Origin of the sequence: Streptomyces sp. NPDC048483 (assembly GCF_040651455.1) — a bacterium.
Classification (GTDB): Bacteria; Actinomycetota; Actinomycetes; order Streptomycetales; family Streptomycetaceae; genus Streptomyces.
Genome location: NZ_JBEZJZ010000059.1, coordinates 25,417 through 50,091 on the forward strand (window position 1 = coordinate 25,417; position 24,675 = coordinate 50,091).

The following is a 24,675-nucleotide window of genomic DNA, read 5'->3' on the forward strand; positions in this document are numbered from 1 at the left end:
CCGCATGGCCCTCAACCAAGATCGAGAACAAGTTCAAAGAAGCGTGCGTCAAACGCCCGTCAGAACACGATCAAGTGCCGCCCGGCCTGCAGGTCCCCAGTTCGGCTTGCCGCCGGGAAGGCCCCGATCTCCGTTCTGCCCCATGAGCATCAGGAAGAGGCTCTTCATAGCGGCCAGTCCGCGGGCGCGCCGGATCGCCGCCTCGTCTGCATGCGCGTACATGTCGAAGAACCGTGAGGCCGTGCCCGCGGGGAGCAGCACCCATGCGGCGGCGAGGTCCCACGCTGGATCGCCGGCGAACATGTCGCCGAAGTCGACGATGCCGGAGAGCGTTCCGTCCGAGACGACGACGTTCGCGGGATGGAGGTCGCCGTGCACCCACACCGGCGGGCCCTCCCACGCGTGGGCCGCAACGGCGTCGTCCCAGACGGCCCGGACGTCGGCAGCGATGTCGTCGGGGGCAACGGCCTGGAGGAAGTTCTCGAAGCCGTCCGTGCAGTTCTTGGGATGGGCACCGCGGTCCGTAGCGATCGGCGCCTCGGCGGGCGCCTCCACGTGGAGCGCCTGGAGGAAGCCCGCCAGCGTGTCGGCCGCGTGGTCGCCGCGGCTGATCGAGCCGTGGTCCAGCGGCTCGCCGGGAACCCACGTCATCACGGTCCAGTGCTTGGGGAAGCGCTCGGACGGTTCGCCGAACCGCACCGGGGTCGGCACCGGGAGCGGCAGGCGCGGGGCCAGCACGGGGAGCCACCGCCGCTCCTTGAGCTGGAGCTCCGGGGTGGGGTCCATGCGCTGCATGCGCACGGCCAACTCGTCCCCGAGGCGCCACATTTGGTTGCCCCAGCCGCCCGCCACCTCGCGGATGGCCAGCACGGCAAGGTCTGGATGTTGCTCCTGGAGCAGGTCGCGGACCAGGTCTGCGGTGATCTCGATCTCGATCTCGGTGTCGGTCATGCGAAGTCACCTTACTGAGGCGGCAGGCGGAGCGGTTCTCGCTCTCCGGAACATCTCGCTGTGATCCCTCTGGCATCACCAATTCGGTTTGAGAGAGCTACAGATCAGAGGCTTTGGGACGGAACGGCCCCAAAGTTCAGAGAAGCCTGCGTCCGCTGCTCCCTCCTGCGCCCCGAGCCCGCTCAGCGGGGTCGGCTCGCGGAGATCCGTGACAACCTTCTCGACCGCATCGCCGAGGCGGAGAGGGAAGGGTGGCTCGGCGAACTCGAAAGACTTCGTAGCAGCCTGGCCGGAGCCGAATCCAAGATCGCCCAAATCGACTCCGCATCAATGCGTGGACCGGTGAATCGGGCTTCCTACCCGGCGCCCCGCGACGCACGAATAGGTGCTGGGCCGACACGCAGGTTCAGAGAAGCTTTGTGCTCGAAGGCCGCCTTCTTTGCGGTCTTGGCATGTTCGGGACCTAGCGATACCGTCCTGGTCGCATGACAGCTCCCGTCGCGCACTCTTACGTCCCGACCGGCCCCACGGGCGGCCGCGCGTATCTGCGGATGGTCCAGCAGGCCACTGCTGACCTGGTGCGGTGGAATCTCCTGCCGGACTACAAGTACCAGGACGACTTCGGGGAACCACGGGGACGCAGGGTGCGGCACGTGACCCGCATCGCATCCGATCTGGCCGCCCTGCGCGACGCACCCGGCATCTTCGTCTGGGACGACCTGAGCCTCGTACACTTCACCCCGCAGATGCTGAGCCGGACCATATTCATCCTCCACCACTACGAACCGCTCGAACAGGACTTCCCGGAGGCCGAGGAAGCCCTGTGGCAGCAGTTGTTCGCACTGATACCCCAGTGCGCCGCCGTCGTCTGTGTGGCCCCCTACTGGGCCCGGTTCCTCCAGGGGCGCGGCGTGACCGGCACAACGGTCATCTACAACTCCTTTGACCTCGAAGAGATCCACCAGGCCCGCGCCCTGGACCGCGACATCTGCCGGGCCGAATTCGGATTCGGCCCGGAACAACTCGCCGTCTACGGCGGAAGGGCCGGATACCGCAAGGGCACCGAAACCGTCGCCCGGCTGCTGGCCGGCGCGCCGGACCTGCGACTGGTGACCACCGGCAGACAACTCGTCGAGACAGCCGACAGCCACCACAACCTCCCACGAGACGCGTTCCTGCGGCTGCTCCGGGTCTGCGACGTAGGAGTCTTCATGCCTGTGATGCACGAAGGGTGGAGCCGCTGCGCTGCCGAGGCTTTGCTGATGGACATGCCCTGCCTGTTGCGCCCCCGGGCCGGACTCGGCGACCTGGCCGCCCTGACCGGCCAACCCGCCCCCGCGCTCGACCGCCTGCTCGACCAGGTCCGGGAACGAGCCGCCGCCCCCGCAGTCGAACGCCGACGAGCCCGCACCATCCTGACCCGGCACTCCTTGGACTACTTCACCCAGGAGTGGAGAGCACTGGTGCGCAGGCTCCTCACCTGATCAGGCACGGGTGGCCAGTTGAAGTTCCCCCGTGAGCTTGGACACTCAATGTCTGTGCTGCGAGGGCGTGGCCTTGTTCGTGTCGCCGACGTGTCTCAAGGGGAGTGAGGTAGCCCCACTCGGGGTGCTTGCGCAGGCGCCGGGCCGGGTCAGCAGCACCCCGCAGCGACTGGAGCGACCGGCATGACACAGATCCGTCACCGATCCGAGCTCGGCGCAGGCTCGGCCTGTGCGGCCGGGACGGGGCCGACGCTGTCGGGGATCTTAGCTACTCGTCCGGTTCCTCCTCTGCGTCGCCGATGGCGACACGGAGGTCGTGGATGTTCCGCTGGATCTCGATGAGGGCTGTCTCCGCCCGGCCTAGGCCCTTCCGGACCCCATCCACGTCACCGTCCTGGAAGTGGAGATGAGCGCCGAGCGTGTCCGCTGCGACGGCCATGGCCATAGCCGATGCCATACGTCCCGGGAGCGTCTCCTCCTCATCGAGTCCCATGAGCTGCACCCCCGTGCGCTGCAGCCGATTGACCAGCACGTTGGTCGACAGGGCGGAGTCGGGCCCCACCTGCTCGATCCATCCGAGCAGCACTTCGCCTTCGTCCTGGTCGTTCCCCAGCCGTGTCGCGGCGGTGATCTCCGGCTCGGCCTTGGCCAGCAGGACCCCGAGTTCGAAACCCTGGCTGGGCCGCTCCGAACCAGGGATTTTCCAGGGACTTTTCGCTGAGTGAGCAGGCAAGGCCCTGACAGCTCTGAAAGACGCAAAGCGCCAGGTCAGGGCAGGCTCCTAGAAGTCGATCACGCTCACCGGATCGTGCCTCCGTGCAGACCACGCTGGTCGTCCGAGACTGCGCGGATGAGGGTCCCGCGGGGGTACGGAGAGCCACCCGGCCGCAGCGCCGCCGCCGACGCTGCTCCAGGGCAACTCCCCCTGGAGTAGCGCCACTTGGCGGCCCCGCCGCACGCGCTAGTACGAGTAGAAGCCCGACCCGGACTTCCGCCCCAGCCGCCCGGCGTCCACCATCCGCGCGAGCAGCGGGGGAGCGGCGTACAGAGGCTCCTTGTACTCCTCGTACAGCGAGGCGGCGATGGAGGCGACGGTGTCGAGCCCGATCAGGTCGGCCAGTTTGAGCGGGCCCATCGGGTGCGCGCAGCCCAGCTCCATCCCGGCGTCCACGTCGGCCGCGGAGGCGAAGCCGGATTCGGCCATCCGGATCGCCGACAGGAGGTAGGGGATGAGCAGGGCGTTGACGACGAAGCCGGCGCGATCCTGGGAACGGACCACGGTCTTGCCCAGTGCCGCGGTGACGAACTCCTCGGCCGTCGCGGTGACGCGCGGTGCGGTGTGCAGGGACGTGACGACCTCCACGAGCGGCAGCACCGGGACCGGATTGAAGAAGTGCAGCCCGAGGACGTGGTCGGCGCGCCGGGTGGCCATGCCCAGACGCATGACCGGGATGGCGGAGGTGTTGGTGGCCAGGATCGCCTCCGGATCTTCGACGATCTTGTCCAGGGCAGTGAAGACCTCCGTCTTCGCTTCGGTGTTCTCGACGACGGCCTCGACGACGAGCTGCCGGTCGGCGAGATCGTCGAGGCTGCCGGTGAAGACCATCCGGGTCAGCGCGTCCTCCGCCGAGATCCGGTCCAGCTTTCCCCGCTGGACGGTGCGTTCCAGGGAGACGGCCACCCGCTCCCGGGCTGCCCGGGCGGCTATCGCGTTCGCCTCACAGACGACGGTGTCGAGCCCGGCGCGGGCGCACACCTCGGCGATGCCGGCCCCCATCTGGCCGCCGCCCACCACGCCGACCCGTCGGATGTGCCGGCTCATGAGCGTGCCTCCGCGCGTCGGACGAGGTGCCGGGAGTAGGCATCCGGGGTGAAGAAGGGCGGCAACTCCCGTGCCATGGCCGTCCGCTCGAAGAGAGAGCGAACCTCCTCGACCCGGGCCCAGGGATATTCGGCCCCCAGGGCGGCGGTCTCGTCGTCGAGCACCTGCTGGACCGTCTCCCGGTCGATGACCCGATGCCGCAGCCACTGCCAGATCTGCACCCGGGCGATCTCGGCGGTCGCCGCGTCCTCCATCAGCCCGTACAGGGCGACGGCCCCGCTGCCCCGCAGCCAGGCATCGAAGTAGCGCAGCACGACCGCGATGTTGATACGCACGCCCTCCCGCGTGGGCGGGCCGCTGATACGGCGCACGGACAGCAGGTCCGCCGCGGTCACCTCCACATCCTCACGGGTGCGCTCGATCTGATGCGGCCGGTCGGCGAGAACGTCGTCGAAGACCGCGCGGCAGACGCGGACGAGGCCGGGGTGGGCTACCCAGGAGCCGTCGAAACCGTCCTCCGCCTCGCGCTCCTTGTCCAGCCGGACCTTGGCCAGAGCGGCCTCGTTGGCCTCGACGTCCCTGCTGGGCACCTGGGCGGCCATCCCCCCGATGGCGTGGGCACCCCGCTTGTGGCAGGTGCGCACGAGCAGCTCGGTGTACGCCCGCATGAAGGGAGCGGCCATGGTGACCTGTGCCCGGTCCGGCAGCAGGAAGTCGGTGCGGTGTCCGAACGTCTTGATAAGGCTGAACAGGTAGTCCCACCGGCCCGCGTTGAGCCCGGAGCTGTGCTCGCGCAGCTCGTAGAGGATCTCCTCCATCTCGAAGGCCGCGGTGATCGTCTCGATGAGGACGGTGGCGCGGACGGTGCCGCGGGGGATGCCGAGGAGTTCCTGGGCGAGGACGAAGACGTCGTTCCACAGTCGGGCCTCGTACCGGTTCTCCAGCTTGGGCAGGTAGAAGTACGGGCCCTTCCCGGCGTCGATCTGGCGCTGCGCGCAGTGGAAGAAGTACAGGCCGAAATCGACGAGCGCGGCGGGCACGGGCCGGCCGTCCCACTCCAGGTGTTCTTCGAGAAGATGCCAGCCGCGGGGGCGGACGACGAGGGTGGCAGCCTGGTCGCCGAGGCGGTATTCCCTGCCCTCGGGTGTGGTGAAGTCGATGCGGCGCTCGATGGCGTCGAGCAGGGTGAGCTGGCCTTCGACGATGTTGTCCCAGGTGGGAGAGGTGGCGTCCTCGAAGTCCGCCATCCAGACCGCTGCCCCCGAGTTGAGGGCGTTGACGGCCATACGGCGCTCCGGAGGCCCGGTGATCTCCACGCGGCGGTCGCTCAGACCGGGCGCCGGCGGGGCGACGTGCCAGGACGGGTCCGCGCGGACGGCGGTCGTGGAGACGGAGAAGTCGAGCGGGTATCCGGAGGCGAGCCGCGATGCCTGCCGCGTGCGCTCCTTGAGGAGCTCTTGGCGGCGCTCTCCGAAGGCGGCGGCAAGGTGGCCGAGGAAGTCCAGGGCCTCCGGCGTGAGGATCTCCTCATGACGGTGCCCTGGTGCCGCGAGGACCTGGACGCGGTGCGTCAGTACGCTGGTGGACATGCGGGTCTCCTGACGAGGGGAGGAGCGGGGCCGGACGGAGACGGTCGTCCGGCCCCGCTTGATCACGGGCCGACGGGATACACGGGCGCCGAAGCGCGGCCTAGTGGAACTGCTCCTCCTCGGTGGAGCCCGCGAGCGCGGTCGTGGAGGAGGCCGGGTTGAGGGCGGTGGAGACCTGGTCGAAGTAGCCGGTGCCGACCTCACGCTGGTGCTTGACGGCGGTGAAGCCCTGCGCCTGAGCGGCGAACTCCTTCTCCTGGAGGTCGACGTACGCCGTCATGCCGGACTCGGCGTAGCCGCGCGCGAGGTCGAACATGCCGTGGTTGAGGGAGTGGAATCCGGCCAGGGTGATGAACTGGAAGCGGTAGCCCATCGCGCCCAGTTCCCGCTGGAACTTCGCGATCTGGTCGTCGTCCAGTGCGGCCTTCCAGTTGAAGGACGGCGAGCAGTTGTAGGCCAGCATCTGGTCCGGGTGCTCGGCGTGGATCGCCTCGGCGAACTCGCGGGCCTGCGCCAGGTCCGGCGTACCGGTCTCCACCCAGATCAGGTCGGCGTACGGGGCGTAGGCCAGACCGCGGGCGATGACCGGAGCCATGCCGTTCTGGACGCGGTAGAAGCCCTCGGCGGTGCGCTCGCCCGTGACGAACTCGGCGTCGCGCTCGTCGATGTCGCTGGTCAGCAGGTTGGCCGCGAGGGCGTCGGTGCGGGCGACGACGAGGGTGGGCACGTCGGCGATGTCGGCGGCGAGGCGGGCGGCGTTGAGGGTGCGGATGTGCTGCCCGGTGGGGACGAGGACCTTGCCGCCGAGGTGGCCGCACTTCTTCTCCGAGGCGAGCTGGTCCTCGTAGTGGATCCCGGCGGCGCCGGCCGCGATCATCGCCTTGGTCAGTTCGAAGGCGTTGAGCGGGCCGCCGAAGCCGGCCTCGGCGTCGGCGACGATCGGCGCGAGCCAGTCGACGGAGGTGTCCCCCTCCGACGTGGCAATCTGGTCCGCGCGCAGCAGCGCGTTGTTGATCCGGCGCACCACCTGCGGAACGGAGTTGGCGGGGTAGAGGCTCTGATCGGGGTAGGTGTGCCCGGCCTGGTTGGCGTCGGCGGCGACCTGCCAGCCGGACAGGTAGATGGCCTCCAGGCCGGCCTTCACCTGCTGCACGGCCTGGCCGCCGGTCAGCGCGCCCAGCGCGTGGAGGTAGTCGCGCTCGTGCAGCTGCCGCCACAGCCGCTCGGCGCCGCGACGGGCCAGCGTGTGCTCTTCACGGACACTGCCCGACAGCCGGACCACGTCCTCGGCGCTGTAGGTGCGCTCGATCCCCTTCCAGCGGGGGTCGGTGGCCCACCGCTGCTCGAGCTGCTCGGCCGCTGTCGTCTTCGCCTCTGCCATGACCTTCACTGTCTCCATGAGTCGTGTGGTCTGCCAATGTCTCCTCAGCCGTGCAACGGTGGTGAGGAAGAGTGGCACTGTGTGTCTTGTCTGGGTGCGGCCCGCCGTCCCGTCGAGGGTGACGCTGAGCAATGCAGCCTGGCTGCCGGGCAGAAGATGCCGGGATCTCCGACGTCAGGGCATCAATCGCGCCCGGTTATCTGCCTCGGCCGCCAGGATTCGGCGGGCCGCACTGGAACTCTGGCACTGGCACTGGGTGCCATCAATCATGGACGCATGCCAAGTTCTGCGAATCTTTTCCCTCGTAATTGCCAAGGTTGCGAAGGGCCGTGAACGAGGAGTGCCGCGTACGCTGGAGCCCGCGTCGATGGCCGCTCCCACGGCCGGACCGACAGGCGACCCGACGGGACAGGAGTGCGGTGAGCAAGACGTATGCGGGAGCGCGGCTGAGGCGCCTGCGCGAGGAACGGCGGATGAGCCAGGCCGAGCTGGCCCGGGTGCTGGGCATCTCGCCCAGCTACCTGAACCAGATGGAGCACGACTCCCGACCGCTCACCGTGCCCGTACTGCTCAGGCTCACCGAAGCCTTCGGCGTCGACCCCGGCTTCTTCTCGGAACGCGACACCACCCGACTCGTCGCCGACCTGCGCGAGGCGCTGGCCGGTGAGGTCGCCGACGCCCGGGTCTCACCGTCGGATCTGGCGGAACTCGCCTCCCGGATGCCGGCCGTCGCGAAAGTGCTGCTGGATCTGGGCCGGCGCAGTCAACTCCTCGCCGAACGGATCGCGGGAGCGGCCGACGACCGGGACGGCGAGCCCATCGCTCCCCGTTCGCCGCACGAGGAGATCCGGGAGTTCTTCTACCGCCGCCAGAACTACCTGCACGACGCCGACCTCGCCGCCGAGGACCTGGCTCGCCGCATCGGCATCCGGCCGGGGGATGTCGTCCGGGTGCTTTCGGACCGGCTCACCGAGACGCACGGTGTCCGTGTGACGACCGAGGCCGCCGAACGCCTCCACCACTACGACGAGCCCTTGCGCACCCTGCACCTCTCCAGCCGGCTCCGGCCGGGCCAGCAGGCATTCCGCATGGCCACCCAACTCGCCCTGCTCGAATACGGCGACGAACTGGACCGGCTGGCCGCGGAGGACTTCCCGACCGGATCGGCCACGCACGCACTGACGCGCATCGGCATCGCCAACTACTACGCGGCCGCGCTGATCCTGCCGTACCGCGCCTTCCACACGGCCGCCGAGAACGTCCGGTACGACATCGAGCGCCTCACCGACCACTTCGGACTCGGCTACGAAACCGTCTGCCATCGCCTCAGCACCCTCCAGCGCCCCCGCCTGCGCGGGGTGCCCTTCTCCTTCATCCGCGTCGACCGCGCCGGCAACATGTCCAAACGCCAGTCCGCCACCGGCTTCCACTTCTCTCGCGCCGGCGGCACCTGCCCGCTGTGGAACGTCTACGAAGCCTTCGCCGCGCCGGGCCGCATCCACGTCCAGATCGCCTCCATGCCCGACGGGCAGCGCTACCTGTGGACCGCCCGCGCGGTCACCCGGCACCGCGGCGGCTGGGGCGAACCCGGCAAGACCTTCGCCATCGGCCTCGGCTGCGAAGTCCGCCATGCCTCCCGCCTGGTCTACTCCGACGGCCTCGATCTGGACAACGCCTCTGCCGCGACCCCGATCGGCATGGGCTGCCGCATCTGCGAACGCCTCGACTGCCCCCAGCGCGCCGTGCCACCCCTCGGCCGCCCGCTCGCGATCGACGAGAACAGCAGCACCTTCGTCCCGTACCCGGTGGCCGACCCCACACAGTGATCTCTCCCCGGGGCGATCCGCCCGGCAGGCCCCCGGCTGCGCTTCACCCGCAAATGCCGGTCATCGACCCCGCATCGGACAGCACGTGGGGCCGTCCTGGTCCTCCACGGTCCTCCACAGTCCTCCATGGTCCTTGACGGTCGATCAGCGGCTGGAGATCGACGCCAGGAGAACGTCTTGTCTTCGTCACCGAGACCGGGATGCGACTGTCTGCGCTACGCGATCCCGGAGACCGTCGAGCAGGGTAATGCCGAAGAACGCCGGAGCCGGCCGCTGATGCGAACCAGCGAGGGCGACTGCGCTGTCCACGGCCCCGAGACGGGACAGAACCGGCCCGCACACCGGGCGCCGGTCAACTATGGATTCCGCGGCAGCGGACGCCAACAACTCGGATGTGCGCGCCGCGGGGCGAGTCCTGGCCGTCGCCGGCTTTCGCCCACCTTCCCGCCGTCCGCGCCGCGGTGCACGCCGAACTCGAAGCCCGAGCCGCCCGCGTGCAGGCCGTTGCCGACCGCCACGTCCGCACCGGCCGACTGCGCGCCTCGCCCGCCCACTACCCGTGCGCTGACAACCCGCGCGTCTTTGGAGGCTGGCCCGCTATGCCCCTCATCGACGAAGCCGCCATCATCCCGGGCACCGGCTTCATATTTCTTGCCGACCCCGACACCCCCAAGCCGGTCAACATCACCGCCCCCCTGAACCCCGGCCCCGGCTGGAGCAACCTCGGCCACACCAGCCGCGATGAGATGCCGGAGTTCGCCCGTGACGGCGACGCCCCCGGAAACGACCGGAAGCCGGCAGAACGCCAAGCCGCCAGACCTCCCCAGAGGTCACGTACGCGATGACGTTCCAATCCGTACAGGCCAGCGCCGACACCTACAAGCTGTACTTCGGCGCCGGCGACGAGGCCATCCAGCCCGACGGCTCCTTCCGCATCACCGGCACTTTCCTGGGCTCCTCCGCCATCGGCGGCGCCCTCGGTGAATGGGCCGCCGTCCTAGCTAGGGTCCGGCCCCGGCTCGTGATCGCAGCGCCCCGCCCGGTGGGTCCATGGCGCTCCCCATGGGGGCTTTGGCTGGGTCAGCGCCGGAAGGCATAGCTGGTGAGACGTGAGCGGGCGTCCTTCTCGGTCAGCCCCAGGGACTTCCCGATCGAGTCCCATGGCACTTCGTCGGCCTGTGCGTGATAGGCGGCGGCACGGCTGATACGCCCGGTGGTGCGCTCCAGGGCTGCCACAGCCCTCAGCGCGGCAACCGGTGCCTGATCTACCAGGGCACTCAATTGGTCATCAACCCGCTGCAACAAGTCCGCCAGTTCATCGGGCAGCGGCACGGCCTGTGCCTCGACCACTGCGATGTGCTGTTCCCAGTCGTCGTAGGTGCCCGAAGTGTCGTACTCGTACGGGCGGTTTTCCGGCACTTCCGACCAGTCGATCGGGTAGCGGGATGAGCCGCGCCAGCCGCAGGAGCACGAAGCCCTCAGTCCGGCCGCCTGCGGAGCGCCCAGTGTGCCGTCGTAGACCCACCAGTCACTGGTCGTCTGCCCGCCGCCTCCGCTTCCGGCGTCAAAGTACATCGGCTTGGGTTCGCTGCCGTCAGGCAGAACCGCACCTGCCCTGCCTTCATGGGACGCCCCGAACTCCTCGGACTTCCACTCCATAGCTCCTCCTCATTCCCGGTGGGGTCGAGATCGGCTCGATTGCGGCCAGCCGCAAACGTCGCAGGCCGCTGGCTGTCCGCAGGCCAAGAATGCCGAACCCAGGGGATCAGCGACCGGAAATTACTCGAACCGGTCAAATCCGCGACGTGCGGCACACAAATCCACCTGACAACGCCTAAGGAGATACAGCCGTCGTGGCCGAACCCCTGTCGATTGCCGCCCTACGCGCCGAGGCCCAGACCACCTACGAGGCGCTGCCCCTCCTGTTGGACTCCGGCGCCGTAGTCGGCCTGCGGTCGATGCTGATGCTCGCCGAGGAAGCGGACTACACCGCCGTCGAGCAGCTCCTCGAAGAGATCAACACCGCGGGCGCGAGTAGCCGCTTCACCGCCGCCATCGGCGTCATGCGTCGGGTCCTGCTCACGGTGGCCGACACCCGCGCCGCCCTTGAGCCGGAACTCGCCGGATGTGATCTGCGGCCCTTGATGAACCTGATCGAGCGTTGGCAGAACGGGACCCAGGTCCCGGAAGCCCCCAGCTCGGCCAACTGATCCACCAAGGACACGGCACCGCACTCCGCGCCGACCTGCCACACCACTACGGCCTGGACCTGGCCGACCTGTGGCGCGGAGCGCCTGGCACCGCGCCGTGTCCTGGATCTGGTCGAGCACACCCCGCCGGTTCCGCTCTCGCCGCCCAGCTCGGCGGCGACCCGTCCCACGGCGGCTGGGACCTGCACGCTCACCTGTTGGCGCACGTCATCGCCGCCGCCCACCACACCGCCTGGGCCGTCGCCCGGGTGCACAGCCGCAAACCGGTCCCGCACCCCAAAGCCGCTTCCTCGCCCGGGACGGTGACCGCGGCGTACCGGCGCGCTGGATCTCTCGCAGGACCCGCTCGCTCAGCCGCTTCCGAAGCGCTACCGCAGCGCGCCGGCCTGATTCTGCAACCCGGTCTGCCGGTTGTGACCTCGGCGCGCGTCGCAACAACTCCAGGGACAGCACTTCGAGAGGGATACGGGAGGCTTCTGGTCCCCGAGGGGAATGAGATCACGTCTCCGCGCAAGCGACGGAACCGAACCGAGAGACCGGCCGCACGTCCTGGACGGGGGTGGTGCTGGATGCGGTCCGACTGGAGCCGGGGGCGGACATCGTAGCGTTGACCACGGACCAGGTCCGCGAAGTCATCGAGCGGCTCGTTCCGCTGGCCAGTGGCGGGAGGGGGATCCGGAGATCCTGGTGGCGCTGGACGCCGGCTACGACGCACCTCGCATCGCACACCTGCTGGGAGACCTGCCGGTGCAGATCCTCGACAGGCTCCGTTCCGACCGAGTGATGCGGTGGCCGACGCCGCGTGTCTACGACCCGAGGTGCGGCTGACCGCCCCAGCACGGCGGCGAGTTCGTCTTCGGCGACCCCACCACTGGGGCACCGAGCAGGCCGACCGCACCCTTGCACGAAGACCGGCTCTCCGTCTGGTGCACCGAAACCATCTCGACCCTGGCCCGGCCGGCCACCTGATGCGAAGAACCGCCACTCGGCCGCGCGCCACGACGTGGGCCGAGTCCTTGCGACCGGTGAGGGACACAGCCGCCCGGCCCACCACAAGACGGGAACCAAGCCGCGGCGCACAGGATGAACTGCAGCCTCAGCGCAGCGGAAGCTGCGCGAGGCACCGGTCCCATTCGTCCGCTGCCCGAATCAGCTCGGTGCGGTCTGACTCGACCTCGATCACGTACTGGAATAGGTCCAGATCCTCGTCGTGCTGGCGCCACGGAGGCGCGGCCTCGAGCGAGAGGTGGACCCGCAGCACTCCCGTGCCGTCGTGCCACCGGACCTGGCTGAAGCCGAGGACCGGTTCGAGGAACGATAGGTCAGGGACGAGATGCCCCTCCGGGTCAGGCTTGGCGTCCGGCACCTTCCCGGCAGCGACGGCACGCAGCCATGCCGACACCTCACGCGCTTCCTCAAGCAGCAGACAGGGATCGGTGAAGGACCAGCTGCCCTCTGGAGTAGCGACTTCAGCCCCTATGGCAAGCCAGTTGTCGTCCCAGTGGTCACCATTGGCCACAGGGAACTGGTAACGGAGCGGCCGCAGGCCGATGCTGCCTGCACGATCAGTAAGTAGCACTACCGAAGGATGCCACGTCTTGCAGGCCCCGCCGAAGGATAAATCTCAAGCGAAAGAGGCGTTTTGTCCCAGCAGCGGTGTTTGGTTGCGAGGCGAGGTCGAGGACGATGGTGGGGTGTTGGTGCAAGTTGAGACAGTGCAGCAGGACTCATCGGGAACCATGGCGGTCCGAGTGCACTCGGCGGTGGGCACTGCTGTGGTGCTCTGGCAGGGTGACCGTGAGGCGGTGGACCGTGAGCACTATGTCGAGTGGACCGTCAATGAGGACATCGCCTGGGCACGGAACACCTGGCCGACTGCTTCTGCCGCGGCCGAACTGCGGGAGGACGGCGACCACATCGTCTTTCGGGGGCGGCTGAGCCTCACCGAGGACGGTGCGGCCGTCTTGGAAGTGGGCGGTGCGTTGATCCTGTTCGATCTCGCCGGCCCAGCGCCGCCGGATGGCGCTGATGGGTCGTGGGTGGAGGTCCGAGTGGGACGGAACAATGTCAGTCTCTGGCCCTACCAGGTCTGACGTGATGGCCGGACGATCAGGTGTCCCGCCAGTTTGCAGTGGATTCGCGGGCGAGTCTGCGGCCATCGAGCATCGGACAGGCCTGACGTTTAACGTCTCAGGCCGAACAACGCCCTCTCCCAGCGGCCAAGGGGGCCCCGGTCGAGGGTCTCTGGGGCAGTTGGTCTTGCCGATGGTGCTGACCGCGAGGCGAAAGTCCTTGACTGCTTGGTAGAGGATGCGCTCTCGTTCAGAGGCGTGGGTGACTCGTTCGGCGACTTCCGCGAGGGAGGCCGGCCCTTCGAGGATGACCACTTCGGCGGCGCGGTGGACCTCGCGGGCCAGGGTGGTGAAGTGGCCTATCTTCTCGTTGATGTTGGGCAGGTCGGGTTCGTCTGAGCGCAGTGCGGCGAGTCCTGAGTGCATGGCGCCCAGTCTGTCGTTCTCGTTGCGCGAGATACCGTGCGGCCGTGTCCGCATTCATACAACAACTTCCCGCGCTGATCGGCGTGATCGTCGGTGCCCTCGGATCGTACGTGGCGACCACACGCGGCGACCAGGCCCGCTTCCGCCGCGAACAGGCGGCCCGCTGGGACGAGCGGCGACTGACGGCTTATACGGACTTCGCCAGAGCGTTGAAGAAGACCGTCACCCTGACGTACCGCCTCGCGTCCCACCTCGGCAACGACCCTCATCCGCACCCCCTGTCTCCCGAAGAAGCGGCGCCGCACCTGGCCGAAGCCACCGATGCCCGGGATCCAGCTGGAGAGGCGCTGTTGATGCTCGGCACCCCAGATGTGGTGGCCACAGCCCGCGAATGGGTCGTCACGGTCCTCACCATGGAGCAGTTTTTGCGCGACCAGATTCAGAACCCGGAGACCTGGTCATCCATGCTCGAGAAGCAGCGCGCCGCGCGCGAGAGGTACTACGCGGCAGTCCGGCGCGACCTGGCACTCCCACCTGGCCACTCAGGGAATTGGCAACTCCCACCTGCCCAGACGCCGTGATACTCACTGTCAGGGAAACCACCCGTACCACCGTTTCTCCGTCAAGCATTTCTTTCCAGCGTCGGTGGTCGCCCTGAACCATTCAGTTCGGACGCTCAGATTGGCTACGCGTAGGCGGCGGAATGGGCAGCTGCAGGGCCGCCAACGGCGGGGGCGTTGGGGGCTGGGCCGGCAACTTGATGGCGTTCTGAACCGACTTGGCCGACTTAGCCGATGTCGGGCACAGACCGTACTTCTATCCGGTCCCCGGTCCGCTCCATCTCCAGCACGACGAGCTCGTTCTGTCCCTTCCGCCACAGATGGCTCGGCGCGTACAGGGTGACCTGCGGCCCGAGGGACCAGTACCGGCCGAGCGCGAATCCGTTGAGCCAGACCATGCCCTTGTCCCAGCCCGGAAAGGCGAGGAAGCCGTCCGCGGGGGTGTCGACATGGACCCGGGCCCGGTGGAAGGCGGGGCCGGTCGGGATGTCTCCGGTGCCGAATTTCAGAGCCGAGAGGTTGTCCAGCGGCAGTTGGCGGATCTCCCAGTCGCGCAGTTCTTCGTCGTCGAGGAGCACCTTGCCGCTGATTCCCTTGGGGTCGTTGAGGCCCTGGCCGAAATTGACCCGTCCGGTGGGGTCCACCAGGAGGTCGAGGGTGCTGGACGTACCGGCCACGGTGAAGTCGACGGAGTGGTCCGGCTGGTTGCGGTCGAAGGTGCCGATCCGCTTGCCGTCGCCGAACACCAGCGCACGGTCGCCGAGCCCGGTGATCCGCAGGCCCTTGGTGCCCTCCGGCCCGCGCACCCGAGTGCGGTAGTGGATCAGTCCGTGCGGCTGCCCGAGGGCCTCCATGTGGACGGGGGCGGTACGCCGTACCGGAGTGCCGCTCAGTACGTCGAGGGCCTCCATCAGCGGCACCGACTCGCGGACGGCGGCCTTCTGGGCCGGCATCCGGCGTGGTGTGGACGGCAGGGGCGTGTCCGGTAGTTCGGTGTATTTGGCGAGCACATCGCGCACCGTGTGGAATTTCTCGGTGAGTTCGCCGGATTCGCTGATCGGGGAGTCGTAGTCGTAGCTGGTGACGGTGGGCTGATAGGTGCTGCCGCTCAGATTGGCACCCGCGGACCAGCCGAAGTTCGTTCCGCCCACCGCCATATAGAAGTTGATCGACGCTCCCGCTTCGAGGATCTTCTCCACGTCGGCGGCGGTCTGCGTCGGGTCGGTGGTGTGGTGCCGCTCTCCCCAGTGGTCGAACCAGCCGTCCCAGAACTCCGTGCAGAACAAGGGCTTGTCCGGCTGGAATGCACGCAGCTCGGCGAAGGGTCCGGTGGGATCCCCGGCGAAGTTGACGGTGGACAGGAGATCGGGAAGGCTGCCGGCCTTCAGGGCTTCCTGGGTGGCACCGTTGGAGCAGAACAGCAGACTGTCCATGCCCTGCGCCCGCATGGTGTCCCGCAGATGTTCCAGGTGCGCGTGGTCGTCGTCGTAGCTGCCGTACTCGTTCTCGACCTGCATGGCGATGATGGGCCCGCCGCGCGTGGCCTGCAGATCGACGAACCGGGGCAGCAGTTCGGCGAACCAGGCGTCAACCGCCCGCTCGTAGGCGGGGTCGGAACGGCGCAGCGGCGCGTCCTTGTCCTTGAGGAGCCAGGCGGGCAGGCCGCCGAAGTCCCATTCCGCGCAGATGTACGGTCCCGGTCGCACGATCACCTTCAGCCCGACCTCGTCCGCGGTCCGTACGAAGGCGACGACATCGCGCCATCCGGCAAAGTCGGCCTTTCTCTCGTGCGGTTGGTGGAAGTTCCAGGCGACATAGGTCTCCACCGTGTTCAGGCCCATGGCCCGCATCCGCATCAACCGGTCGCGCCAGTCCTTGGGATGCGTCCTGAAGTAGTGGAAGGCACCCGCGAGGATCCGGAACGGCTCGCCGTCCAGCAGGAATTCGTCGCCGCGGATGGTCAGTCCCCTCGGGGTTTCGGCCTGGGCGAGGGTGGTACGGCTGCTGCGCACGGTGATGCCCATGGATGCGGCCCCCACCACGGCTGCGCTCAGGAATCCACGTCGGCTGAACTGCGTCATGCCTGCTCTCCTCGACTCGACCGGTTGTGACCACGACTCAAAGATGTTCAGTAGTGAGCGCTTCTGTGCATCGAGAGTGTTGTGCAGAACAGAAACGAGCACAAGGGTTCGTGGCTGAACACAGCGAACCGGCCTGTGCCGGCTTAGCGGGCCCCGGTCGTCGCCTCGCCCATGCCGCCATGCCGCCGCATCAGTGGGCGAGTTGAGCCCCCTCGGCCGGGGCTGCCGACAGCCGGTGCAGTCCGCGGGGTTCCGCCGCGACGATGGCGGCCGGCTCCACCACGATGACGTGGTCGTATTCCAGGCCCTTGACCAGGGGCGCGGGCAGGACGGTCAGCTCGCCGTCGTGCCTCAGGGATCGGGCCGGCGGGACAGCGATGTTGAGGGCGGCCACCAACTGGTTGGCCAGGGTCATGACGGCGGCCGGGACGCGGAAGCCGGTGGTGAGCGGGACGAGTGTGGCCTGCGGCTTGCCCAGGTGCGCCAGCCGCTCGGGCCAGGTGTGGGCCGCCCAGGGTGCGGTGGCCTGCGCGAGGTCGCCCAGCACAGTGATCGATCCGAAGGTGCTGCGGCGCGCGATGGCCCGGCACTGCATGGGGGAGAGGTCCTGGGCCAACCACTTGGCGCTCTTGTGCGACCTCGGCGGCTTGTCCCAGGCAATCGCCGCCTGCTCTTCGGCGTGGGAAACGCCGTCTGCCGCGGCGGCCAGCACCGAGGTATCGCTCAGCAGCGTGGCCACTACTTCCTCGGGAGTGACGGTGGGCCATGCGGCGTCGACGAAGGCGGTGACCGGCTTGGACCGGCCGATTTTCCGGGACCAGGCCTCGCTCTTGGGACCGGCCCGCCGCTCCGCCTGCCGCTGGACCAGGGCGATCACCCGCGTCCGTACCTGCTCGCGGCCGGTCGAGTACGGCACCGCCTGGGTGCGGACGTCCGTGATGACGTGGGACAGCTCATCCGTGTCGATGCGCCGGCGAGAGGAGCCCTCGGTCACCGCAATCGATTCCGACGGCACCTGCACCTGTGCGTACAGGGCGCGCTCGAGGACGGTCGCCATGCGGGCGCTGTGCTGGAGTGTGGCCGCCTGTTCGTCGTCGACGGCCTGGACGGGGTGATGGGCCACGACGTCCTCGACGGTGAGCTGGACGATGTCGATCTCGCCCAGCGAGGGCAGGTCCTCCGCGATACAGCGCAGGAACGTCCGGTCGGGGCCGATGATCAGCAGACCGCTGCGCTGGAGCCGCTCGGGAAAGGTGTAGAGCAGGTACGGCACGATGCAGGCCGACCGCCGTCTTCCCGTTGCCGGGCGCGCCCTGGACGCAAACCGATCCGGTCAGTTCGCTGCGTACCAGGTCGTCCTGTTCCGGCTGGATGGTGGCGATGCCGCCCGCGCTCGGCGCGTCCTCGAAGTCGAGACGGCCGAAGAAGAGGGGGCGTCAGGCTCCTCGGCCATTCGCCTGATCCTCCGGGTGCGCAGATACCGGCCGAGCACCTCCGCGCTCGCACCTTCGGCCGAGACGGTCTCACCGTCGATGACCTGCCGGTGCGAGTCCTCGACCTGCACAGGCAAGACCGCTTGGGCCGCCGCCGCCCCGGGGGCTCGCTCTGTTCAGCAGACACGGCGATCTTGGGGTCCGCTCAATGGCGATGCCATACGAGCGTGTAGCGCCAGAACAGTCGACGGCGCAGCCGCGCGTCGGGCAGGGCGTCATGGGCCTCACTGACGATGTCGGAAAAGCTCATGTCCGCTGGTTGGGTCAGCGCGGTCATCGAGACCGGCCGAGGTGCCCTGCGGCCCATGTTCTTGAGCCAGCCCGTGGCGGCATTCAGCGGGCTGGCGGCGGCGCCGAGCAGATAGTCGCCAGCAGTCTGCGCCCGGGAAAGGCCGACGACCACCAGGGTTCCTCCGGGGGCCAGGTGCCGGCGGAAAACGGTGAGCGCTTCGGTGAAGGGCAGATGGTGGATGGTGGCGACGCAGGTGATGACGTCGTAGGAACCGGCAGGGACCCCGGTCAGCGCATCTGCGACCGAGAAGGTCACTGGGGTTGCCGGAGGAGTCAGCCTCTGCGCCCGGGAGACGATCACCGGGTCGGAGTCGATTCCCTGGACTTCGTTGGCGCGTGTGACCAAGAGCCGGGCCAAGTCGCCGCTGCCGGAGCCGATGTCCAGGGCACTGTCGAAGCGTTGGGGAAGTTGCCGCAGGATCCACCGGTGGTAGTGGGCGTTGTGGTCCCAGGGGTGGGCGGTATTGAACCGGTCGAGAGCTCGGAGGACTCGGTGCGGCAGTGGCGTCATGCCGTCAGTTCACCGAGTGCCTGGTTCTCGCGTCATCTCGATCGGGGAAGTGTCCGCGATCTCACGCAGGGCTGGATTCGCTGAGATGGAGACGCAACGACTGGGTTCGGCGCGTAAACGCCTCGATTCGACGAAAGCGTCACCGATTCGACAGCAGCTGCTGCTAGGCGGTGAGAATTCGAGAGCAGTGCGAGCCAGAGCAGTCGTGAGTCAGGAAGGACGATTACGACCCAAGTTCGCCACCATCTAGGACAACAACAGACCTACTGCGTGCCTAAGGTCGCCGTTGACAAGCAACATCAGCGAAAGGACCGCGATGCCCGAGCAGATCAACGCCGCGCCGGAGGGCTACACCACCGTTGCGCCCTGGGTCGTGACCGACGACACGGGGGCGTTCCTCGACTTCGTCACCCAGGCGTTCGGCGGTGAGGAGCTCGCGCGGGTGTCGACCGAGGACGGCTTGATCGGTCACGGTGAGATCCGAGTCGGCGACACCGTCGTGTTGGCCTTCGACCGACACGCGGACTGGCCCACCATGCCGAGCCTGCTGCGTGTGTTCGTCGCCGACGCGGACGAGGCGTTCTCACAAGCTGTCGCAGCCGGCGGCCATGTCGTCACTCCTGTCGTAGATGACGCTTTCGGTCGGCGCGGAGGGCGCATCAAGGACCCGCTCGGCAACATCTGGTGGGTGGTCAGCCGCGTCGAGGACGTTTCCGAGGACGAAATGTGGAAGCGGCTGCAGGACCCCGTATACGCGAAAGCCATGCGCGTGGCTCAGGAGACGCTCGACGTCGAGCTCACCGGTCAACGCTACGGACGCAGCAGCGCACCCATCAAGACGACCGGCTGACCCATGACGACCGGTTCGCATCTGCCGGACCGGTCGTCATGGCGTAGCTGCAGGAGGTGTCGGATGGTGGGATTTCTGCTGAGGCTGTCGGGCTGTACGAAACGGTCGGCGTCGTCTCTCCAACCCCAGGGCAGGGCGATTTCACAGCCGAGGTGATCTTGTAGGTATGCAGGTCACGACGGTATGACGATGTCCGGTGGGCGGCGCGACGTACGCAACGAAACTCCGTTGTGCAGGTGACCTTGCCAAGTCGCCTTCGCCCAACGGAGCTTCGATGTGCCGTCAGCCTGCCGGCGTCTGCCTGATCAAGTCGCCCTCGCGTCAGCACCGTGCGCTCGTAGCACTGCCGCAGCGGCCGGCCACGCTGGCTGATCCGCGCCATCGGCGCGGGAAGCGTCACCATTTGTGAGCGTGCTGCTGATCGCCTGCTCGGCGGTGCTGACCGGAGGCCGGTCGTTCGCGGCGATCGGGCAGTGGGCCCGCAGTGCCCCGCAGGCCGCCGCACCCCAAGCCGCCGAACTGATCGACTCCATCGCCGCCGAGGAGAATATGGGCAAGGACGGCGAGGCGAGCCGGGTCCTGGCCTGGTCGCGGCCCGGGGTGACCACGAGGGGCGTGACCGTTGCGGTGCCCAGCTGCGCGACGCCGTCCGGCGAGGCAGCCCTCCGCTTCGGCGAGATGCCACGTCTTCCCTCTCCGGCGCCCAGCATCATGTACCCGGGGCACGTATGTTCGCTTAACCTGGGTGTGTCGGGTGGCCCTGACAAAGGGGCCATGCCCGGAAGGCCCTGGATGCAGCGGTACTCTGCGTCGTGCTGGGGAACTGGTGCCGCCCCGACACGGATGCAGGGACGGACCAGCAGATACAGGTGAGGTATGGAGACCAGCCTTGTGCCCGTTGCGAGCCCGCTACGGCGAGAACCGCGAAACCGGGTGACGGGAGAAGCGGTGCACGGCAGGCGCCCGGCTTCGAGGGTGAGGCGTCGTGGATAAGGTCGTGCTCACGGCCGCCGGTCTCTACGTCATCGTCCTGCTGCGAGCCGGAGGGACCTTCGCCGTCGGGTGGCTCGCCGGTGCCGGCGTCCGGCGCAGCAGGCTCGCGGAGCGGATCTCCCCTGCCACATTCCGGAGCGCCGAACGGGCGATCCAGCGGTGGGGTGCACCCGTGGTGGCCATCTCCTTCCTGACTGTCGGTTTCCAGACCGCTGCAAACTTCCTCGCGGGGAGTATGCGCATGCCCCTGTCGCGCTACCTCCCGGCACTGTTCGTGGGAGGAGCGGGATGGGCGCTGGTCTACGCGACGGCCGGGATCGGCGCACTGAAACTGCTGGCAAGGCTGTTCGCCGAGCAGACGGCGCTCGGTGTGGCCGCGGTCATCGCCCTCCTCCTCGCGGTGTGCGGCGTGATGGTGTATCGGCGTAGAAAAGCTGGGCCGACCAACCATGACACCGCGGCCGACGAATCCTGAAAGGCCGCCCGCGCGCACAACCCTCCCGATGCCTGGTTCGGCCAGGTGCGCGGCGTGGGCGGACAACGGTGCGGGGGCTCCCCTGAGCCGTGTCGGCGGCCCTGACCGTCAAGATTGTCGTCGAGATCGAAATTCTCCCAGTTTGACGCCGCCGCATATGTGAGCCGTAGTGCCCGCCGAGTTGCCGACCGCGCCGACCACAGCCCTGCAAGATCGGGACACGTCTCCTCCGTGTTCCATCCCTGTGACCAGGAGGTCTTCTTCGAGGGCCAACTCCGCGCACTGCCCAAGGCAGAGACTTGGGACGGGGGTTGGGGGCACCACTGATGGCGCAGGAGTGATGCTGGCCGTCTGCGGACGCAGGGAAGCGGGTCACACAAGTCGGCGTCGGCCTTGACGGCATCGAGCCACCGCTGCGCGCCGGCCTTCGCCTCCCCATACGAGCCCGAGCCCCGGGTGTACCCGTAGCGCTGTGCGGCGTGGTCGGTCTGTTCGGCGTACGACATGAGTCCGCCTACTCGATCTTGGTCTGCCCTGAATCCGAGAGGGGGCAGAGCGTCATCGCCATGTCACTCTCTGCGGTGACCATGGTCGTCCGACTGGATCCGCTATGGTCAGCGGCTTAATCGCAGATCACGCCACCGTGCCCCGAAGCCGATGGCCGGGCTCGTTCGCGCTCCTTCGGACCCGCATCCTCGGCCGGCCATGAGGCCCGGGGTCAGGAGAAGGCACTGGGCGACAGCACAGCATGTACGAAGTCGGCCGGCGGCAAGTAGCCGTGGGCTTCGACATAGTGAGCAACCAGCTCGGGAGCAGCGTAGGCGACGCCGTTTCCCATGACGCGTATCTCTGAACTGCCCCGTGCACTGTCGCCACGCGGTCCGATCGGTCTCGTCGTACACCAAGGGCAGAAGTGATAGCCGCGCGTCTGCTGGGCCCGATGTGTCTCAGTCATACGCTGCAGCGCGTCTGTCAATCCCGAAGGCGGCGCCCCTTTGGAGTAGTTCCTTCTGCGGCTGAGCCAGCCCACATTCAGCAGCGGGACGTCTCGCCAGCGGCCTGACGCTTCCGGAAGCCCCTTGTCGCTGTCGTACGTGTACGTAGTCAGATCTGCGTAATACGTCATGGTGACTGTTTATCAACCAGGTCGACCGCGGCGACAGGGAACTCTTCCCGGAGTCCGGCCGGTTGTGTGCTCGACTGCCCGGCGGTGAAGCGGGTCCGTGCACGAAGACGATCGGCACGACGTCGGCTGTGATCATGAGTCCCGCAGTGTGACACGGCCTTCCGGCCGACTCTGGCGGCGGGCATGGGTAAGCCGAGCTCCACATGCAGGGCGCCGGAAGGGTCCCGATGCTGTTCGGCGTAAAGCGACCAACGAGGCCTTCGGCCAGCAGCTCATCCCCATCCAGCTCGCCACCGGCCGCCCCGAAGCCGCTCAGCTCACCTACCGCGTCCTCGCTGCCCGCGGGTCCGCGCCCACCGATGGCGGGTCGACTCGGACGCGGCGCACTCGACTTGATAGGCAAGTGAGTAGTTGCCTATCCTGTGGTCGTGGCCGACGACCTTTTCAAAGCCTTGGCCGACCCCACCCGCCGCACCATCCTCGACGAGCTCACGGAAAAGTCCGGACAGACACTGTTCGAGATCTGCTCGCGACTGAGCATGAAGCATCAGGTCGGCATCTCGCGCCAGGGGGTCTCCCAGCACCTCGCCGTACTGGAGGCCGCCGGACTCGTCGAAACCAGGCGGGAGGGCCGCTACAAGTTCCACGATCTGAACACCGCCCCGCTGCGGCAGATCGCCGAGCGATGGCTCGTGCCCGACACATCCGGACCGGAGGAGAGCACCCCATGAAGATCCACCTGACCAGCGTCTTCGTCGACGACCAGGCGAAGGCCCTGCACTTCTACACCGAGATCCTCGGCTTCGTGAAGAAGCACGACGTCCCGGTGGGCGAGAAGGACCGGTGGCTGACCGTCGTCTCGCCCGACGAGCCGGGCGGCACCGAACTCCTCCTGGAGCCCGCCGGCCACCCGGCCGTCAAGACCTACCGCGACACGCTCGTGGGGGACGGTATCCCGCTCGCCCAGTTTGCCGTCGACGACGTGCGGGCGGAGTACGAGCGCCTGCACGGCCTCGGCGTCCGCTTCACCCAGGAGCCCCTGGAGATGGGCCCCGTCACCACCGCCGTCTTCGACGACACCTGTGGCAACCTGATCCAGATCGCGGCACAGGCGCAGTAGGCGGTCGGCCGCGTGCGGGGTTCGGCCGCGGCGGCGACCGGCTCAACGGCGGTAAGCCCGTCCGCCTCTTCCGCCGGTTCGAGGACAGCGAGCTGCGCACCGCCGTCGAGCGGCCCGGCCATCGGACCGGCTTCGTCCCCGAGCCCTCAACGCCGTCATGCGCGACGTCAGCTTCCCTCTCACGGCGACGGCCCGTTCGGCTTCGGCGTCAAGCCGGCGGTCCTCGCCCTCGCGGAGCGCCTGACAGGGGTCCGGCTCATGGCGGAGCTGCTTGCGCGACACGCGATTCGAGCTCCAGGGCGCCCTGGACCGCCTGGCGCCGCGCCAGCATGGGCCTACCTCCAGCCCTACACCGGCAACGACGAACGCACCGCGGCTCTGCCGGACCTCCTCCACGCCTGCAACCACCGCCGCTGCCGCGCCGCACTCACAGGCCAACCACCCATCAGCCGCGTAGACAACGCTCCAGGTCAACACACCTAGTAGGGCCTGCTTCAAAAGTGCATCTTGGCCGTCCGATCACTCGTGAGTGGCTCAGCACTCCATGCCGGTGCATCGAGACTCGTCAGTCGGATCGACGGAAACCCCTCCCCGCATCTAGTCAATTTTGACTAGACTCTCCTCGCGTGAGTGAGCAAGCCATTCCGATATTGCCGTGCCGCACCATCCAGCCCGTTCTCGACTTCTACAGCGCCCTCGGATTCGATGTGGCGTTCCAGCAGAAGAGCCCCAATCCGTACGCGGTCGTGGAACGTGGCGGCATCCAACTCCAGTTCTTCGGGATGAAGCACTACGAGCCGACCGAATCATTCAGCACCTGCTACATCCGCACCGATGGCGTCGACGAGCTGCACGAGGCATTCCGGGTCGGCCTCAAAGCCAGGTACGGGAGGATCCCCACCCGCGGACTGCCGCGAATCGGGGCGCTGAGGGATGCGTCGCACGGCATGCGTCAGTTCCTCATGACCGATCCGGGCGGCAACTGCATCCGCATCGGTCAGCCGATGAGCGAGAACCTGCACCACCGGCCCGCGCCCAAGGAAGCCTTCTCCCGGGCCCTGCACTACGCGTCACTGTTCGCGGACTCGAGGGAGAACCCGGCGGCAGCCGCCAAGGTCCTCGATCAGGCACTGCATCGTGAGGACGAGCGGCCCACGCATGTGCAGCTGCTGCGCCTCCTGGTGCTGCGCGCCGATGTCGCCAGGCGCGTGACGAAGGGGCCGCGATTTTCGCGCTCACCAAGGCCGCCGCGATCCACCTCACCGCCGAGGAAAGGGGATTGGTCCAAGACGACCTCGCGCGTCTCGAGGAGCTGTAGGTCTAACTGATCGTTTCAGAATGCGGTTCGTAGTCGTCGCAAGCAGATGATGGAGCAGGCGAGTTCGAGTAGTGCCTGGTGGAGGTCTGCGCGTAT

22 protein-coding genes and 3 pseudogenes are annotated in these 24,675 nt (G+C 67.9%); 15 read left to right on the plus strand and 10 right to left on the minus strand.

Going from position 1 to position 24,675, the window contains the following annotated elements:
* Window positions 1–48: 48 nt before the first annotated feature.
* Window positions 49–951, minus strand: coding sequence for an aminoglycoside phosphotransferase family protein (locus AB0D04_RS26245; protein WP_362707841.1), 903 nt, complete (start codon window positions 949–951; stop codon window positions 49–51).
* A 485-nt stretch (window positions 952–1,436) separates the two neighbouring features.
* Here AB0D04_RS26245 and AB0D04_RS26250 point away from each other — a divergent pair, with 485 nt between their 5' ends.
* Complete coding sequence (locus tag AB0D04_RS26250; RefSeq protein WP_362707844.1) at window positions 1,437–2,435, plus strand: glycosyltransferase; 999 nt, start codon at window positions 1,437–1,439, stop codon at window positions 2,433–2,435.
* 268 nt (window positions 2,436–2,703) lie between these two features.
* On the opposite strand, the gene AB0D04_RS26255 is transcribed toward AB0D04_RS26250, so the two are convergent.
* From AB0D04_RS26255 to aceA, 4 genes are all read right to left on the minus strand, one after another.
* Window positions 2,704–3,168 (minus strand): hypothetical protein, encoded by a 465-nt coding sequence (locus tag AB0D04_RS26255; protein WP_362707846.1) that lies wholly within the window; start codon window positions 3,166–3,168, stop codon window positions 2,704–2,706.
* A 228-nt stretch (window positions 3,169–3,396) separates the two neighbouring features.
* Window positions 3,397–4,257 carry a 3-hydroxybutyryl-CoA dehydrogenase gene (locus AB0D04_RS26260; protein ID WP_362707848.1) on the minus strand — a complete coding sequence of 287 codons (861 nt, stop codon included), beginning with the start codon at window positions 4,255–4,257 and terminating at the stop codon, window positions 3,397–3,399.
* Window positions 4,254–5,846, minus strand: a complete 1,593-nt coding sequence (gene aceB / locus AB0D04_RS26265) for a malate synthase A (RefSeq protein WP_362707850.1) — start codon at window positions 5,844–5,846, stop codon at window positions 4,254–4,256. The genes AB0D04_RS26260 and aceB overlap by 4 nt, the downstream gene beginning before the upstream one ends.
* Before the next feature lie 100 nt (window positions 5,847–5,946).
* Window positions 5,947–7,227 carry an isocitrate lyase gene (gene aceA, locus AB0D04_RS26270; RefSeq protein ID WP_362707853.1) on the minus strand — a complete coding sequence of 427 codons (1,281 nt, stop codon included), beginning with the start codon at window positions 7,225–7,227 and terminating at the stop codon, window positions 5,947–5,949.
* A gap of 419 nt (window positions 7,228–7,646) precedes the next feature.
* On the opposite strand from aceA, the gene AB0D04_RS26275 reads away from it, so the two are divergent.
* Together AB0D04_RS26275 and AB0D04_RS26280 are read left to right on the plus strand one after the other, a co-directional pair.
* Window positions 7,647–9,053 (plus strand): short-chain fatty acyl-CoA regulator family protein, encoded by a 1,407-nt coding sequence (locus AB0D04_RS26275; RefSeq protein ID WP_362707856.1) that lies wholly within the window; start codon window positions 7,647–7,649, stop codon window positions 9,051–9,053.
* 392 nt (window positions 9,054–9,445) lie between these two features.
* Window positions 9,446–9,898: a DUF5403 family protein gene (locus AB0D04_RS26280; protein WP_362707858.1), complete on the plus strand. Its 453-nt coding sequence runs from the start codon at window positions 9,446–9,448 to the stop codon at window positions 9,896–9,898.
* A gap of 235 nt (window positions 9,899–10,133) precedes the next feature.
* On the opposite strand, the gene AB0D04_RS26285 is transcribed toward AB0D04_RS26280, so the two are convergent.
* A complete protein-coding gene (locus AB0D04_RS26285) occupies window positions 10,134–10,712 on the minus strand; it encodes a hypothetical protein (RefSeq protein WP_362707860.1) in 579 nt (192 codons plus the stop codon).
* A gap of 194 nt (window positions 10,713–10,906) precedes the next feature.
* On the opposite strand from AB0D04_RS26285, the gene AB0D04_RS26290 reads away from it, so the two are divergent.
* Both AB0D04_RS26290 and AB0D04_RS26295 read left to right on the plus strand, forming a co-directional pair.
* Complete coding sequence (locus AB0D04_RS26290; protein WP_362707863.1) at window positions 10,907–11,263, plus strand: phage tail assembly protein; 357 nt, start codon at window positions 10,907–10,909, stop codon at window positions 11,261–11,263.
* 492 nt (window positions 11,264–11,755) lie between these two features.
* Window positions 11,756–12,091, plus strand: coding sequence for a transposase (locus AB0D04_RS26295; RefSeq protein ID WP_362707865.1), 336 nt, complete (start codon window positions 11,756–11,758; stop codon window positions 12,089–12,091).
* A gap of 268 nt (window positions 12,092–12,359) precedes the next feature.
* On the opposite strand, the gene AB0D04_RS26300 is transcribed toward AB0D04_RS26295, so the two are convergent.
* A complete protein-coding gene (locus AB0D04_RS26300; RefSeq protein ID WP_362707867.1) occupies window positions 12,360–12,782 on the minus strand; it encodes a hypothetical protein in 423 nt (140 codons plus the stop codon).
* Window positions 12,783–12,861: 79 nt separating this feature from the next.
* Here AB0D04_RS26300 and AB0D04_RS26305 point away from each other — a divergent pair, with 79 nt between their 5' ends.
* The 3 genes from AB0D04_RS26305 (at window position 12,862) to AB0D04_RS26315 (ending at window position 14,342) form a co-directional block, all read left to right on the plus strand.
* Entirely contained in the window at window positions 12,862–13,356 is a 495-nt protein-coding gene (locus AB0D04_RS26305; protein WP_362707869.1) for a hypothetical protein, read from the plus strand.
* A gap of 237 nt (window positions 13,357–13,593) precedes the next feature.
* Window positions 13,594–13,734 carry a hypothetical protein gene (locus AB0D04_RS26310; RefSeq protein ID WP_362707872.1) on the plus strand — a complete coding sequence of 47 codons (141 nt, stop codon included), beginning with the start codon at window positions 13,594–13,596 and terminating at the stop codon, window positions 13,732–13,734.
* A 71-nt stretch (window positions 13,735–13,805) separates the two neighbouring features.
* Complete coding sequence (locus tag AB0D04_RS26315) at window positions 13,806–14,342, plus strand: hypothetical protein (protein ID WP_362707873.1); 537 nt, start codon at window positions 13,806–13,808, stop codon at window positions 14,340–14,342.
* A 206-nt stretch (window positions 14,343–14,548) separates the two neighbouring features.
* Here the strand turns inward: AB0D04_RS26315 and AB0D04_RS26320 are convergent, their stop codons facing one another.
* The 3 genes and pseudogenes from AB0D04_RS26320 to AB0D04_RS26330 form a co-directional block, all read right to left on the minus strand.
* Window positions 14,549–16,402, minus strand: coding sequence for a beta-galactosidase family protein (locus AB0D04_RS26320; protein WP_362707875.1), 1,854 nt, complete (start codon window positions 16,400–16,402; stop codon window positions 14,549–14,551).
* 229 nt (window positions 16,403–16,631) lie between these two features.
* Window positions 16,632–17,972 (minus strand): annotated as a pseudogene (locus AB0D04_RS26325) (hypothetical protein); the annotation flags it as partial.
* Between the two features lie 68 nt (window positions 17,973–18,040).
* Window positions 18,041–18,697, minus strand: coding sequence for a class I SAM-dependent methyltransferase (locus AB0D04_RS26330; protein ID WP_362707877.1), 657 nt, complete (start codon window positions 18,695–18,697; stop codon window positions 18,041–18,043).
* Window positions 18,698–19,013: 316 nt separating this feature from the next.
* On the opposite strand from AB0D04_RS26330, the gene AB0D04_RS26335 reads away from it, so the two are divergent.
* The 7 genes and pseudogenes from AB0D04_RS26335 to AB0D04_RS26365 all read left to right on the plus strand — a co-directional run bounded on the left by AB0D04_RS26335 (window position 19,014) and on the right by AB0D04_RS26365 (window position 24,579).
* The gene (locus AB0D04_RS26335) at window positions 19,014–19,547 is read left to right on the plus strand and encodes a VOC family protein (RefSeq protein ID WP_362707880.1); all 534 of its coding nucleotides are present in this window, start codon (window positions 19,014–19,016) and stop codon (window positions 19,545–19,547) included.
* Between the two features lie 411 nt (window positions 19,548–19,958).
* Entirely contained in the window at window positions 19,959–20,420 is a 462-nt protein-coding gene (locus AB0D04_RS26340) for a hypothetical protein (protein WP_362707883.1), read from the plus strand.
* 112 nt (window positions 20,421–20,532) lie between these two features.
* Complete coding sequence (locus AB0D04_RS26345) at window positions 20,533–21,015, plus strand: VTT domain-containing protein (protein WP_362707885.1); 483 nt, start codon at window positions 20,533–20,535, stop codon at window positions 21,013–21,015.
* Between the two features lie 1,554 nt (window positions 21,016–22,569).
* Complete coding sequence (locus AB0D04_RS26350; protein ID WP_362707888.1) at window positions 22,570–22,872, plus strand: metalloregulator ArsR/SmtB family transcription factor; 303 nt, start codon at window positions 22,570–22,572, stop codon at window positions 22,870–22,872.
* Window positions 22,869–23,261, plus strand: a complete 393-nt coding sequence (locus AB0D04_RS26355) for a VOC family protein (protein WP_362707889.1) — start codon at window positions 22,869–22,871, stop codon at window positions 23,259–23,261. The genes AB0D04_RS26350 and AB0D04_RS26355 overlap by 4 nt, the downstream gene beginning before the upstream one ends.
* A 330-nt stretch (window positions 23,262–23,591) precedes the next feature.
* Window positions 23,592–23,744 (plus strand): annotated as a pseudogene (locus tag AB0D04_RS26360) (IS481 family transposase); the annotation flags it as partial.
* 143 nt (window positions 23,745–23,887) lie between these two features.
* Window positions 23,888–24,579 (plus strand): annotated as a pseudogene (locus tag AB0D04_RS26365) (VOC family protein).
* Window positions 24,580–24,675 lie beyond the last annotated feature (96 nt).

Bases quoted from the DNA above. Each gene is read 5' to 3' on its own strand.
- AB0D04_RS26355 (WP_362707889.1), top strand. From the start codon at position 22,869: ATGAAGATCCACCTGACCAGCGTCTTCGTCGACGACCAGGCGAAGGCC.
- AB0D04_RS26250 (WP_362707844.1), top strand. From the start codon at position 1,437: ATGACAGCTCCCGTCGCGCACTCTTACGTCCCGACCGGCCCCACGGGC.
- AB0D04_RS26330 (WP_362707877.1), bottom strand. From the start codon at position 18,697: ATGACGCCACTGCCGCACCGAGTCCTCCGAGCTCTCGACCGGTTCAAT.
- aceB (WP_362707850.1), bottom strand. From the start codon at position 5,846: ATGTCCACCAGCGTACTGACGCACCGCGTCCAGGTCCTCGCGGCACCA.
- AB0D04_RS26295 (WP_362707865.1), top strand. From the start codon at position 11,756: ATGAGATCACGTCTCCGCGCAAGCGACGGAACCGAACCGAGAGACCGG.
- aceA (WP_362707853.1), bottom strand. From the start codon at position 7,227: ATGGCAGAGGCGAAGACGACAGCGGCCGAGCAGCTCGAGCAGCGGTGG.
- AB0D04_RS26335 (WP_362707880.1), top strand. From the start codon at position 19,014: ATGCCCGAGCAGATCAACGCCGCGCCGGAGGGCTACACCACCGTTGCG.
- AB0D04_RS26320 (WP_362707875.1), bottom strand. From the start codon at position 16,402: ATGACGCAGTTCAGCCGACGTGGATTCCTGAGCGCAGCCGTGGTGGGG.
- AB0D04_RS26280 (WP_362707858.1), top strand. From the start codon at position 9,446: ATGTGCGCGCCGCGGGGCGAGTCCTGGCCGTCGCCGGCTTTCGCCCAC.
- AB0D04_RS26260 (WP_362707848.1), bottom strand. From the start codon at position 4,257: ATGAGCCGGCACATCCGACGGGTCGGCGTGGTGGGCGGCGGCCAGATG.
- AB0D04_RS26285 (WP_362707860.1), bottom strand. From the start codon at position 10,712: ATGGAGTGGAAGTCCGAGGAGTTCGGGGCGTCCCATGAAGGCAGGGCA.
- AB0D04_RS26245 (WP_362707841.1), bottom strand. From the start codon at position 951: ATGACCGACACCGAGATCGAGATCGAGATCACCGCAGACCTGGTCCGC.